This window comes from Psychrobacter sp. UBA3068, from assembly GCF_002366815.1.
In the GTDB taxonomy this organism is placed as follows: Bacteria; Pseudomonadota; Gammaproteobacteria; order Pseudomonadales; family Moraxellaceae; genus Psychrobacter; species Psychrobacter namhaensis.
Window position 1 is genome coordinate 39514 of record NZ_DFBY01000024.1, and the last position, 14467, is coordinate 53980.

Sequence of the window (14467 nt, forward strand, 5' to 3'; positions counted from 1 at the left end):
AGCATTGATAACACGTTTATATCAAGCAAGGATAAGACACTCGGCACTACCACCAAAATACGTCAGACAGCACGAACGCATTTATTGTAGAGGCTCTAAGCTTTATTGGCTTGGCTTCTGATTATCGACACTTTTATGTGGTCCGATAATTCTTTAATAAAGGCAGCGTGGTGAACGGTTATCAGTGGTATGCATCAAGCTTGCTGAATTTACAGCAGCTTATACTTACCAAGGATTCCTATGACTGACATCTTATCTACAATCGCCGCTGAAAACGGCATCATCGAAAGCACTAACACGCCAAACGATACCTCAAATACTGATACCAATAATCAAGCGGCGACGACTGACGCGGCTGAAGAAAACAAAATCACCTTTACTGATCTTGGTATTGCAAAGCCAATTCTTACTGCGCTTGATCGCAGTGGTTATACCAATCCAACGCCAATTCAAGAGCAAGCCATTCCTTTTGCACTAGCCGGCCGTGACCTTTTATTGTCAGCGCAAACGGGTAGTGGTAAAACCGCCGCATTCGTCATCCCAGTACTTGATCGCTTAAGCCGTGCAACCAGCTTTGATAAATTAACTAAAGCCCTTATCCTAACGCCAACGCGTGAACTTGCTCAGCAGGTACATGATAGCGTGCGTACTTACTCTAAAGACATGCGTGGTCTATTTTGCGTGCCATTAGTTGGCGGTGCACCATACAATGGTCAGATTACTGCCCTGAAAAAAGGCGTACAAGTCATCGTTGCCACCCCTGGTCGTCTGCTTGACCACATCAATGCGGGCCGTGTTGACTTGTCTAACCTAGAAGTATTGGTACTTGACGAAGCTGACCGTATGCTAGACATGGGTTTTGCTGATGATATCAGCGACATTCTACGCGCAGCACCAACTGATCGTCAGACGATTATGTGTTCAGCCACTTGGGATGGCCCAGTCGGTAAAATCGCTGCCAGCTTCACCAAAAATCCTGAGCGTGTATCAATCAAAGTTGAATCAGCACACATCGAAGAAAAAGTGTACTACTGCGATGATTTTGATCACAAAAACCGTTTGCTTGACAAAATCGTTTGCCAGCAAGATATGGAACAAATCATTATCTTTGCGGCGACCAAACGTAGCACTGAAAAGTTAGCGAAACAGCTACAAGAAGCTGGTCATAAAGCCAGCTTCCTACATGGTGATTTGCCACAAAGCAAGCGTAACCGTATCGTTCAAGACTTGCGTAATGGTAAATGCAAAATCCTAGTAGCCACTGACGTTGCTGCTCGTGGTCTAGACGTTCCAGCAATCTCGCACGTCATCAACTATGACTTGCCGCGTCAAACCGAAGACTACGTCCACCGTATCGGTCGTTGTGGCCGTGCTGGTCGTACTGGTGTCGCTATCAGCTTATGTAGCATGGATGATCGTCCACAGCTAAACGCCATCAATCGTTACTTAGATCGCAAAATGGAAGTCTGTGTCATCGAAGGCATGGAGCCTAAGAAAACTTATGTACCTAGCGAAAACAAAGGTAAGGGTCGTGGCCGTGGTCGCGGACGTTCTAACGGCGGTGGCGGTCAAGGCCGTGCTCGTTCAGGCGGCGGTTATGCTGGTAAATCTAGTGGCGGTGGTCAAGGCCGTGGTCGCTCAAGCGACAGCGCAGCGACTGGTCAACGCGCCAGCAACGACAGCGGTTATCAAGGTAAGCCACGTGATTCATCTGGCAAACCAAATGAGCGTTCAGGCGGCAAGCCTTATCAAGGCAAGCGCACTGGTGGCCCAAGCCGCGGTGATAGCAATGGCGTTCCACGTGGTGAGCGCGCCGCAACCGGTCGCGGCCGTCCAAGTGGCAGTCAAGGTCGTCCAGCAGGTCGTTCTGACAGCCGTGGCCAAGGTCGTCCAAATGGCGGCAACCGTGGTAAAAACTCGTAATAGCCCTATCGTGAATGGTTAAGAAAAGCTGTTAACCACAGTTTTTATTCTAACCGTATAACCGATCGAAAAAAGCCAGATACTTGTTATCTGGCTTTTTTGTGTTTGCAGGTTTTATGCTAGTTAAGTAAATGTGGGGTTTGCAAAAACGCTCCAAGCACACACTGGTATCGCAAACCCAAGATAGTGGCTTGCGCGTTTTTTTAGCCTTGTCTATACTGACAAGCTTTTATCGCCTGCTCTGGAGCCGTTTGATGCCCGCCACCTCAAGTTTCACCATTGATAGTCTGCCGTTAGCGTTTGGTATCATTATGGCCATCATTGGCTTAGTATTTTATACCCAAGGCTTGCCAAGCAAGTTCTGGCGACGATTTTATGCGGTACTACCCGGTATTGTTCTTTGCTGTTTTATACCTGCGACGCTAAACAGTTTAGGCGTTTTTGCTGATGGTGTTGGCTCACAGATTTATGGTTTTACCGCAACCTATCTGTTGCCAGCCAGTTTGCTCTTGATGACTTTGTCGATGGATGTTCCTAAGATACTTGGTTTAGGCTGGAAAGCGATTGCCATGTTCTTCGCGGCTAGTATCGCCATTATCATCAGCGGTCCTATCAGTTTAGGGGTGGCAAAATGGGTGTCACCTAGTATGTTTGTTGACGACACTTTGTGGCGTGGGTTTTCAGCAGTGGCTGGTAGCTGGATTGGCGGCGCGGCCAACCAAGCGGCAATGAAAGAGTTGTTTGGGGTCAGTGATGACCTATTTGGCATGATGATTTTGGTGGACGCCACCAATGCCTCATTGTGGTTGTTGGCCATATTGGTAATGGCAAAACACAGGGCTAAAATAGACCGCTTCTTAAAAGCGGATACCAGTAGTATTGATAAAGTCATTACAGCCGTTGAAAGCTATGAGCGCGATCATGCTCGTCCTGCGACCTTAAATGATTTGATGGTGATGTTTGGTTTATGCTTTGCCATGGTGGGGGCGGCGCACTTTATCGGTGGGCAAATTGCTGCCTTCTTTGCGCCGTATAAGTGGGCGGTACAATATAGCTTTGCCAGCTCGTTTTTTTGGATGGTGGTGATTATTACCTTATTGGGTGTTGGATTCTCTTTCACCAAAGTGCGCAAACTTGACCATGTTGGTGCCTCTAAAATTGGTACGGTGTTTATCTTTGTGTTGATCGCGGCTATCGGTATGCAGATTAATCTTGCTGGTATTGTCTCGCAGTGGCGGCTATTGCTAATCGGCTTATTATGGATGAGTATTCATGTCGTCATCATTTTTGCTGTCGCAAGAGTCATTCGTGCGCCATTTTTCTTTTTGGCGGTAGGATCCAACGCCAACACTGGCGGTGCTTCCTCTGCGCCGATCGTGGCGACGGCCTTTCACCCATCGCTTGCGCCAGTCGGCGTGTTTTTGGGTATTCTTGGCTATGCCGTGGGGACGTTTGGTGGCTATATCAGCACCCAAATGATGCGGTTGGTGGTGGGATGACATTTAGGTTGACGATCCTGTACTATCGCTAAACATAAACCCGCCTTGATGCGGGTTTTTCGCTATTAGGACAAAGATAACGTAGGTTGTCGTTTTGTCTATCTGTGCTACTGATACGTAAGCCAAGCCTTGGCTTTCAAGGAGTACGTGTTAACCTTCCTCTACATTGGTTATTTAGATGGGTTCTCTAGTATTGAACAAACCTCTTTATAATTAAAAGTGATTTAAAAGGAATAATAACTTGATGGCTCATAAAAATAAAAAAACCACTGCCCATAAAATTAACAGTCACCTTAGTGACCACAGCGACAACGACGACAATGTTACTAGCAACCGTGTACTGGTAAGGGGCGCGCGTGTTCATAACCTAAAGAATGTTGATGTGGATCTACCGCGCAATGCGCTGGTGGTATTCACAGGGATATCAGGGTCAGGAAAATCGTCATTGGCGTTTGGGACATTGTTTGCTGAGTCGCAACGTCGTTACTTAGACTCAGTGTCACCTTATGCCAGACGATTGATCGATCAAGTCGATGAACCAGATGTCGATGCGATAGAAGGGCTGCCACCAGCCGTTGCCCTACAGCAACAGCGGGGTACACCGTCGGTGCGCTCATCCGTGGGCAGTGTTACGACCATATCCAACGGTCTACGCATGTTGTACTCACGAGCAGGTGAGTATCCAGAAGGCCAAGAAATGCTATACGCCGATGCGTTCTCACCCAATACACCAGATGGCGCTTGCCCGACTTGCTCGGGCATTGGCCGCGTGTTTGAGGTCACTGAGGCGCTACTGGTGCCAGACAATACCAAAACCATACGTGAGCGCGCGATTGCGGCATGGCCACCAGCGTGGCAAGGTCAAAACCTTAGCCGCATATTAACCACATTGGGCTACGACATTGACAAGCCTTGGCACACCCTTTCGAAAAAAACGCGAGACTGGATCTTGTTTACTGACGAGACCCCAACGGTGCCTGTCTATCCGGAATACAATATAGAACAAACACGCGCTGCAATTGAGGATGGGGAAAAGCCAAACTACATGGGGACCTTTACTAGTGCTAAGCGTTTTATTTTACATTCTTTTGCCACCACCCAAAGTTCGCGCACCAAAAAACGCGTCTCGCAGTTTATGCAGATCTCTGAGTGTCCAGAGTGTCACGGCAAAAAGCTAAAAAGAGAATCACTGTCCGTCAAATTTGCAGGACTGGATATTGGTGAGCTGTCACAGCTGACACTCACAGAACTGGCACTAAAATTAGAAAAAACAGCTTATACCAAGCTGGACAATGAGACGCCAAACCGCGAAAAAGCCATTGTTGCTCAGCGTATTGCCAGTGATATCCTCTCCCGTGTGGAGGCATTGACAAAGCTCGGCCTTGGCTATCTATCGCTTGAGCGGACGACACCGACGTTGTCGCCAGGGGAGTTGCAGCGTTTGCGGCTGGCAACGCAAATACGCTCGCAGCTTTTTGGCGTGGTTTATGTCCTTGATGAGCCATCTGCAGGCCTGCACCCTGCAGACACCCAAGCTTTGTTAGCGGCACTGGATGAGCTCATCGCGGCTGGTAACTCTGTGTTTGTGGTTGAGCATGACGTTAGCGTCATCAGGCATGCAGATTGGGTGGTCGATGTCGGGCCAAAGGCTGGCACGCATGGTGGCCAAATTGTCTATAGCGGGCCTGTCGAGGGTCTTCGTAATGTTGCTCAGTCGCATACGGGCCAGTATCTCTTTGCCGATACGGCTAACGGTCAGCCCAGATCTAATACGAGGCAGCCCGCCGCATGGCTCAAGCTTGCAAACATTGAACGCAACAATATAACAGGATTAGACGCTGAGTTTCCGCTAGGTGTTATGACGAGTGTCACGGGTGTCTCAGGCTCTGGTAAATCAAGTCTGGTTAGCCAAGCGTTAGTGGAGCTCATCAACGAGGCGTTGGGTCAAAAAATTACGGAGGATGCACCCGTAGACGAGTCGGACCTGCTTGAGCAGGAGCTTGACTCCGTAACAAGCGGCGAAATCATCGCTGGCATGGAATATGTACGCCGTCTGATCAATATCAATCAAAAAGCAATCGGACGGACACCGCGCTCCAATCTGGCAACGTATACTGGGTTATTTGATGATGTACGTAAATTGTTTGCAGCAACCAAACAAGCAAAAGCCCATGGTTTTGATGCTGGTCGCTTTTCTTTCAATACGGCAAAGGGACGTTGTCCAAATTGTGAAGGCTTGGGGTTTGTGAGTGTCGAGCTGTTATTTTTGCCAAGTGTCTACGCGCCTTGTCAGGTTTGTCACGGAAAGCGTTATGATGATGAAACATTGGCCATCACTTATCGAGACAAAAACATTGCTGAAGTATTGAACTTAACGGTGGAGGCGGCTCATGAGTTCTTTAGTGACGAAGCACCTATTTTGCGTGCGTTAGAGGCTTTGCTACAAGTTGGGCTTGGTTACTTACGTTTGGGTCAACCCGCAACCGAGCTATCAGGCGGCGAGGCGCAGCGTATCAAGCTTGCAACCGAGCTGCAACGCACACAACGCGGCGACACGCTTTATATATTAGATGAGCCCACCACAGGTCTACACCCTGCCGACGTATCTATGCTGATGGCACAGTTAAACGGTCTGGTCGATGCTGGCAACACCGTTATTATGGTTGAGCATGACATGCAAGTGGCCAGCAACAGCGATTGGGTTATGGATATGGGGCCAGGGGCAGGGGATGCGGGCGGGTCTATTGTCGCTCAAGGCACGCCAGAAGACGTCGCGCAATCAAAAACAAGCCGAACCGCGCCATTTTTATTGGTATAAAAACAGGTCTTTAGGGTGGGGTTGTAGGTTAGTTTTGTTAGCTAAAAAGATCATTCCCAATAGTCATTGGGACATTCTGGCAGCTCAATCAACGTATTGCGCAGAGCTGCTGACCAATGGCGACTGATGGTCTTAAAATACTCATCGTCTTCTTCGATACGGCGGCCTTTTGGTAGCGTGAGACTGTCGTTTTCATAAATGACAAAATCAATGGGCATACCAACGGATAAGTTGGAGTGTATGGTTGAGTCAAAGGACAACATCAAGGCTTGGGCAGCATGATTGACATTGGTGTCGTATCTGACTGAGCGATCAAGTATTGGTTTGCCGTATTTGCTTTCACCCAGCTGAAAAAATGGCGTGTCCCTTGTGGCTCTAATACAATTGCCCTCAGGGTAGATCATGTATAGCTCGGGTGGCTGTCCTTTGATTTGACCGCCCAATAAAAATGAGCTGGTAAAGGTGCCGCTATTGGTATCATTAGCGACCCTTTGCGCGTTTGCCATGACGTTACGCATGCATTCGCCCACCATTTGTGCGCCGTCAAACAATGAGGACACGGTATTTAGACTAAGCTCGGAGCGTAAGTTGATATCGCTTTGTAATTTATTAAAAACAGCTTGTGACGTGGCTAGGCTGCCAGCAGTTTGTAGCACCATAAAGCGCTCACCCTCAACGCCGTACTGGTACAGTTTTCTAAAGGTTGAGATATGGTCAACCCCTGCATTGGTACGAGTATCACTGGCAAAAACCATCCCTTCTTTGAGACGAATAGCGGCACAATAAGTCATAACAGATCCTTGATGAACCCACGCTTGAAAAGTACCTTATGATAGTCTCGAAACCAGCACTTGACTGTAAAGATTTTCGTAGCCACCGCCCATCCGCACGCCGCGTACGGGCGCTGCATCTAGATAATCTCGACCAATGGCGACATATACATGAGAGCTTGGCTGAAACAGCTGGTTTGAGATATCAAACGTGTACCAGTAGCCATCTAGCCAGGCTTCTGCCCACGCATGACTTGCCATGTGGTTTGCTGTATCGTCATATAAGTAGCCAGACACGTAGCGCGCTGGAATCTGCCGATCACGTAGGCAGCCTAAAAAGACATGGGTGTGGTCTTGGCACACGCCAGCCCCAAGCTCAAAAGCTTCGGCCGCCGTTGTGCCGACATGGGTGGTGTTTTTGACATAGGGTATTTTTGCAAGTAGCTCAGCTGCCAGCGCCTTTATACTGTCATGAGTAGGCGTTGTCAGATAAGGCTCTGCAAATGTACGCATGGCCTCTGAGCACGCAGTCAATGGGCTTTGTACGGTAAACAGCAAATAAGGGACATTGTCCATATCCTCTAGACGCTCTGTGTTTGTGTTGATTTCGACAATACCTGAAGCCTGCATTTGCAGGTTGTTATGCGCCTCATTACGACTTAGCGTGAGCCAATCGTTACCAAAGCCATCTTTTTGACTGGTGGCCACTTTGGGCAACATGACATCCCACTGATGAATGATCTGATGTGGTAGCTGCATGGGCGTCATGCGGATATATTGCACACTTCGGTGCGCCAGCTCATCGTAATAATAGTTAGTTTGGTGACTAATTTGAAGTTTCATAGCATCTTCCTATTCCTACTGTTCTGATTGTTTAGCACTCAGTGTTTTAATCCTTAAATGCTGCTGCGCTAGACCCCTTGTTGCAATATCGTGCTGCACTCTTTGCTCAATAACTGAAAATCGCTGAGTTGTTGAGATTTAATCATCTGATTGGTCAGGCGAATCAGCTCACGCCAACGCGTGTTCTCTGGCAGCTTGTTGATCCAGTGTTTAAACTCAAGACTAATGGCGACGGTGTCCTCATTTAGGAATACGGCACGCTCTAGTTGTTCAAAGTGTCGTCCCAGTTGCCAAAAGCAAGTCACGATAGGGTGCTCTTGTGCCATCGCAGCATTACAAGCATGTAGCTGCAACGTCGCGGCCCGATACGTACCCGCGCTAGACAGCCGTTTGATTAGGTTATATAACTCAGCGGTGTCTTTACCGATGACGCCCTTGGCTTCTTGTACATTGGTTTCAATGGACTGAACAATATTGGGTATTTTTTCTTGCTCCAAGTCACGTAGCATCTGAGCTTTCATGGTTTTTAGCGGCTGGTTTGGATCCACGTTAAAACCTAAATGATTAATCAGGTGATGCAACTGTGCTTTTTTGATATTGCCCTTTACCAGCTGTTTGATGATGTTGTCATAATAGTACAGTCGCTCGCTGTAGCGACCGAGCCAAACCAAATAATTGGCGGTCGATAACAGTAGGATCATGGGTGCGTTGTCAGGATTTTCATAGCCCGCTTCTAGTGGCTGCACGGGATCATGATAATGCGAGTGGTTGGCGGTGATTGCCTCTGACGATTGCTTATCAATTTGGTTGTCTTGCTTTTTGGCCACTGACGGTTTGGTTGATGCCGCCAAATCACTGTCATCGATGACCCACGTGTCTTTGATGCCGCCACCTTGTGAGGAATTGACGACCAATGAACCCTCAACCATGGCCACTCGTGTTAGACCACCGGGGACAATATCCACTGAGCCATCGCCATGACTCAATATAAATGGCCGCAAGTCGATATGGCGCGGGGCAATACCGTCACTGACTGCTGTGGGGTTGGTGGAGAGTGATATGGTAGGCTGAGCGATAAAACCTGCTGGATTGGCCAAAAGGCGTTTGCGATAGTCACTGATTTCTTGCTTAGTAGAGGTAGGTCCGATGAGCATGCCATAGCCACCAGAGCCTTGCGTTTCTTTTACGACCAATTTATCTAGGTTGTCCAGTACATATTGAAGCTCATCAGGCTTACGGCACTGATAGGTTTCGATGTTGGGCAATAGGGGTTTTTCACCCAAATAAAACTCAATCATGTCCGGCACGAAAGGATACAAGCTCTTGTCATCCGCCACCCCAGTCCCTGGCGCATTAACAATGACGACATTGCCAGCACGGTAGGCGCTCATGAGCCCTGAGACGCCCAAGATGGAATCGGAGCGAAATGCCAACGGGTCAATATAAGGGTCGTCAATACGGCGATAAATGATATCGACCTGTACTTTGCCACGGATACCTTGCATATAGACCTTGCTGTCTTCGACGATCAAGTCGTAGCCATGTACCAATGGGACATTCATCTCATGTGCCAAAAAAGCATGCTCATAGTAGGCGCTGTTAAAACGTCCTGGCGTTAAGATAGCAATCTGCGGATCATATTTGCTGGTTGAGCTGGCAAGACAGGATTTGAGGCGTTTTGGATAATCACTGACACCCAATATAGACGTATGGGAAAACTGATCAGACAAAAGAATCTCTGATATGTTTCGGCTTTCAAGCATGTAGGAGACCCCAGATGGGGTGCGTAGGTTGTCCTCTAATACACAAAACCGACCAGACTCATCTCGTATAAGATCAATACCACTGATGTGTGAGTAGATAGGCTTATCAAGCTCAATACCCATCATCCATGGCTCATAGCAGCCGCTGGCATAAACGTAGCTGGCAGGGACAATGCCTGCTTTCATAATGGCTTGGTCGTGGTAAATATCATGTAAAAAGGCATTGAGGGCCGTGATGCGCTGTCTACAACCAGCTTCTATCTGCCGCCACTCACTGGCCGCGATAATACGGGGGATAATATCAAACGGGATCATCCGCTCAATGTTCTTGGCATCGCTGTAGACCGTAAAAGTAACGCCTTTTCGATAGAATATATCAGCGGCTTGCTCATTGAGATGATTTAGTGCGTCGATACTGGTATGGTCGAGCCAGTCGCCGACAGATCTAGCAGCCGGTCGGTAACTCCCTTTACCGTTTTGTAGTTCATCAAAGCTTTGCGGTTTTTTTGGGGATGTAGTTGTTTGTTGTTGGCTCTGGCCTGTATGTTGACTCTGGCGCTGAGATGACTTTTGATTCATAAATACCTCACGTATCCTTGTTAAAGTTACACTTTATGACAAATACACTGTCTATGCTCAGCAGGCGAGCACTGGTATTACGATCAACAGGTAGTCCATGTCTTATATAAACTATACAACACAACGTATACTAAACAATATATAAGAAGCGTTAAATAATAGGTATTGAACAATTTTAGCCCAAATTCAATATAATCTGTCTATGAGTAGAGGCCACGTAAATGAAAGCTACTGAAAATAATAACCACTCAATCATTGAGATATATGAGAGCATGGATGGGAATGCGCAGGTAGATGTACGTTTTGAGCAAGAGACGGTTTGGCTGTCGCAAGCACAAATGACCGAGCTATTTGGGCGCGACCAGTCAGTGATTTCACGGCATATTGCCAATGCTATGAATGATGAAGAAGTGTCCGAAAAAAGCAATATGCAAAAAATGCATATTGCAAATTCTGATCGACCCGTGACCTTTTATGATTTAGATGTGGTCATTTCGGTGGGTTATCGCATCAAATCGCCTCAAGGTGTGCAGTTTAGACGCTGGGCAACGCAGCGCTTACGTGAATATCTGGTACAAGGATATACGCTTGACCAGCAACGCTTTGATAAGAATTCTGCTGAGTTGCAGCAGGCGTTAAATTTGATCAAAAAAACGGCGCAAAGCCCCAAGCTCAATACCGATGAAGGACGCGGGTTGATTGAGATCATCAGCCGCTATACACAGACATTTCTATGGCTACAACGCTATGATGAAGGGTTATTAGACGATCCAACAGGGCAGGATGGCGGTGTTTTACCCAGTCCGACTGAGGCGATGGCAGCGCTTAATAATTTAAAATCGCAGCTGATAGATAGGGGTGAGGCAACTGAGCTATTTGCCAAGCCTCGTGGTGATGGTTTGGACAGTGTGCTTGGTAATTTAGAGCAAACGGTGTTTGGTGAACCTGCCTATCCGACAGTTGAGAGTAAAGCGGCGCATTTATTGTATTTCATAGTAAAAAATCATCCTTTCACCGATGGCAATAAACGCAGTGGGGCTTTTTTGTTCGTAGATTTTTTACACCGTAATAAGCGACTGCTCAATGACCAAGGTGAGATGGTCATCAATAACACCGGCCTTGCAGCCTTAACGTTACTGGTCGCTGAGTCTGATCCCAACCAAAAAGAAACCTTGATTAAGTTGATTATGAATATGCTGTCATTAGAGGGCTAGTTTGCTATGCCTAGTATCGCCGGCTCCAGCTTGACGGATACAATTATGCAGCAGATCGATATGATAGATATGGTGTAATTGAGTGATAGATTAGAGGGTTATAAGGCAGGTACTATGTTTGGCATAATTAAAGAATGGCGTGAGCAGCGTATATTGGATAACAGCGAATTTACGGAGGCAGACTGGAGGCGTGCGGCTGAGCGTATTGTGATACTAGATAGGTTAAGCGAAGATGAACTAGGCCGCCTATTTGAGCTGGCGACATTATTTTTGGACGATAAATCAATAACAGGCGCGCAGGGGTTTGAGATTACCGATGCAGTCAGGCAATCTATCGCCTTGCAAGCGTGTCTGCCTATTTTGAATCTAAGCCTTGAGTGGTACGCTGGCTGGTCGTCAGTTATTATCTATCATGGCTCATACAAAAGCGATAGCACCACTGTAGACGAGTTCGGTATCGTTCATGAGGGCAGCCAACATCGTAGCGGCGAGGCATGGCAACGCGGTCCTGTGGTTCTCTCATGGAAGGATGCGAAACACTCAGGTGAGCGCGATGGTCACAATGTCGTCATTCACGAGTTTGTGCATAAACTCGATATGATGAATGGCCGCGCCAATGGCTTTCCGCCGCTGCAACCCGACATGGATCCTGAGCGCTGGACAAAAATTATGACGCGAGATTTTGAGGACTTTCAAAAACACCGCAAATCAGGACTGGATCGTTATGGTGCGACCAATCCCGCTGAGTTTTTTGCGGTCTTAAGCGAAGTATTTTTTGAGACACCGCAAAAGCTGGTAGATGCTTATCCTGATATTTATGACATCATGGTGAAGTTTTTCCGGCAGTCGCCACTTAAGCCAAAGACTTAAATATTAAAATATTTTATATATTAAATAATGAATATATTTGAATAAGTCCAACCAAAAGGGCAGTGCATCATAAACCATGCACTGGCCAATTTATGCGGTAAATCATACATTTATAGTCATCATTAGACGGTCCATTGGTCATTAATAATCGCTACCAGATAACGCTTGCCTTGATACTCATCAAACACCAAACGCAGCACGCGCCAGTCGATACCATCGTACTTCTCACTACCACTATAATAAAACTCAACAAAATCCGAATTCGGATATATCTTTCTTAAGTTATTGATGCTATTGCTGCTTTTTTGAAAATTATTGATGCTAATGGTGGCGTCATTAAACTGCTTGGCATTCACCCAAGTATCTAAATATTCGGGCAGTGGTATCACTAGTGGATTGCCTGTACCGTCACGCTCACCCCAAGTGAAGCGGATGTTGGACTGTTCTAGGTATCGTGCGTACTGCTCACGGCTAAAGACTTTGTCCGTTTTAGGACGAACATAAGCATACATTGAAAAACGAACACCACGAGTGGGATGAATATCATTTGTAATTCTAGCAAAATCCTTATTAGCGAGGGCACGCTGAATGCGTAACGCTTGTTGCCTAAGCGTTTGCTGACTCGTGTCAGAGAAAACGGGCGTTGATGAGCGGTCATTTGACTGTACAGGAATGGCTTTGCTGGTTTCAGCAGACGACTGGCAGCCAGTTGCTGTCATTAAAAACGTTAAGAGGCCAACAATCGCTAATTGAGAAGGATGGGCGTTAAAAGTAAATAGCGTGCTCATACAGTGTCCTTATCACGGTTGTTAGAGAAATAAACGAAGCTATAAACGGCCATGAGATATTTCACAAAATCATTAGATAATGGGATGTTTTTAGCTATTAAACCTGAATGATACGATAATACAGCAGAGTCATTATATGGGTATGATGTAATAGATATAACATTTACACTGTCAAAGCTCGTAGAGAACGCCATGCCAACATACAAAATACTAACGCTGCTAACCATAGGACTGATAGCGATAAAATCTTCTATAGCGCATGCAATAGAGCCATTGCAAACGAATGCTGCGATGAAAATTGCAACCGTTACTAAGATGTATGAGCAAGATATCAGCACTGAAGGGATGGATAATCCAGTAGTGTTGCAGCAATATGCCAATCAAGATCTACAGTCAGCTATGCAGCTTGAACAAGATTATTTTGATGAAAATCAATTGTCCTGCAATATTGATTACGATGTGCTGTGGGACTCTCAAGATCCTGATTATACGCAAGACAAAAAGTTTTCGATGACCAATCAAGGGCTCGTGCAAGTTAGCTTGGCGCAAGGCAGTAATATTTATTATGATTTATCATGTGATGGCGACGGTTGCCAAGTGGCTGATGTGATCTTAGATGAGAACGGCAAATCGCTGCGTCAACATTTTCTAGAAAGCTGTCGTTAGAAAATGTCAGCTGGTGCTAATGGTATAAAACATTGATAACAAGCACGGTATAAATGGTTATGCTGCAAACCCTAAAACCGTTGGTTTGTTTTCGCATAATGTATATTATGTTAAACTAAGGGTACCATACAATAAGTTCATGGGATTATAATTATATGATAAATCCCTATAAAGATTGGTTGATGATTGATTAATTCTCATACGTATTACCTATTCATAAAGTCATCTTCATCACCACTAATACAGTTACTAGCTGAGCTGTCTTAAGGAGTTAATGTACAGAGCTATCATTAATCCTATTGTATTTGTAATCGAGCTTAACGTATTAAACCATGTCGCTAGTTAACCTGTTTGATAAACTTGTTCTACTCATCATTGCTAAGTTTACTACCTTCATACTGCACAATAAGCTCTCTGAATAATCTGTCACTCCTAATCATCACCTAATAAACAAATCACTCATCAATCGATTGTTGGTAGCTTAGCCGACTTCCTGATTAATGCGAATGTGCTTGAACTACGTTAGACGTTAGGTACAGAAGTATTAGCCACCAAGTGACAATCAGCTCAAAGTAAAAGCAATAACCCTTCTGAATGCCTATTACTCTATATCATTGATAAGAACGTATACAAGCTCTGATAATACTCCTACTTGGCATCTCAGTAAGTCCAAGTCTATATACACCTTATAGCTGCTATTATCATAGCTACCCCCTATGGCAGGATAGTTGTCA

10 protein-coding genes are annotated in these 14467 nt (G+C 46.1%); 6 read left to right on the forward strand and 4 right to left on the reverse strand.

Annotation, left to right across the window (positions count from 1 at the left end):
- The first annotated feature begins 240 nt into the window (after positions 1–240).
- The 3 genes from B2P60_RS06135 to uvrA all read left to right on the forward strand — a co-directional run bounded on the left by B2P60_RS06135 (position 241) and on the right by uvrA (position 6240).
- Positions 241–1923, forward strand: a complete 1683-nt coding sequence (locus tag B2P60_RS06135) for a DEAD/DEAH box helicase (RefSeq protein WP_286740030.1) — start codon at positions 241–243, stop codon at positions 1921–1923.
- A gap of 254 nt (positions 1924–2177) precedes the next feature.
- Positions 2178–3422 carry a DUF819 domain-containing protein gene (locus B2P60_RS06140; protein WP_349678346.1) on the forward strand — a complete coding sequence of 415 codons (1245 nt, stop codon included), beginning with the start codon at positions 2178–2180 and terminating at the stop codon, positions 3420–3422.
- Between the two features lie 244 nt (positions 3423–3666).
- Complete coding sequence (uvrA, locus tag B2P60_RS06145) at positions 3667–6240, forward strand: excinuclease ABC subunit UvrA (protein ID WP_286740035.1); 2574 nt, start codon at positions 3667–3669, stop codon at positions 6238–6240.
- 50 nt (positions 6241–6290) lie between these two features.
- On the opposite strand, the gene B2P60_RS06150 is transcribed toward uvrA, so the two are convergent.
- From B2P60_RS06150 to B2P60_RS12340, 3 genes are all read right to left on the reverse strand, one after another.
- A complete protein-coding gene (locus tag B2P60_RS06150; protein ID WP_198333585.1) occupies positions 6291–7031 on the reverse strand; it encodes a peptidase in 741 nt (246 codons plus the stop codon).
- Positions 7032–7067: 36 nt separating this feature from the next.
- Positions 7068–7853: a transglutaminase family protein gene (locus B2P60_RS06155; protein ID WP_198333584.1), complete on the reverse strand. Its 786-nt coding sequence runs from the start codon at positions 7851–7853 to the stop codon at positions 7068–7070.
- A 68-nt stretch (positions 7854–7921) separates the two neighbouring features.
- Entirely contained in the window at positions 7922–10195 is a 2274-nt protein-coding gene (locus B2P60_RS12340; protein ID WP_230710081.1) for a circularly permuted type 2 ATP-grasp protein, read from the reverse strand.
- A 221-nt stretch (positions 10196–10416) separates the two neighbouring features.
- Between B2P60_RS12340 and rhuM the strand changes: the two genes are divergently transcribed.
- Both rhuM and B2P60_RS06170 read left to right on the forward strand, forming a co-directional pair.
- Positions 10417–11409, forward strand: a complete 993-nt coding sequence (gene rhuM, locus B2P60_RS06165) for a RhuM family protein (RefSeq protein WP_230710079.1) — start codon at positions 10417–10419, stop codon at positions 11407–11409.
- Between the two features lie 114 nt (positions 11410–11523).
- Entirely contained in the window at positions 11524–12279 is a 756-nt protein-coding gene (locus B2P60_RS06170) for a zinc-dependent peptidase (protein ID WP_230710077.1), read from the forward strand.
- Positions 12280–12401: 122 nt separating this feature from the next.
- On the opposite strand, the gene B2P60_RS06175 is transcribed toward B2P60_RS06170, so the two are convergent.
- Entirely contained in the window at positions 12402–13067 is a 666-nt protein-coding gene (locus B2P60_RS06175; RefSeq protein ID WP_230710075.1) for a hypothetical protein, read from the reverse strand.
- 291 nt (positions 13068–13358) lie between these two features.
- Here B2P60_RS06175 and B2P60_RS06180 point away from each other — a divergent pair, with 291 nt between their 5' ends.
- Positions 13359–13733, forward strand: coding sequence for a hypothetical protein (locus B2P60_RS06180; protein WP_230710073.1), 375 nt, complete (start codon positions 13359–13361; stop codon positions 13731–13733).
- Positions 13734–14467 lie beyond the last annotated feature (734 nt).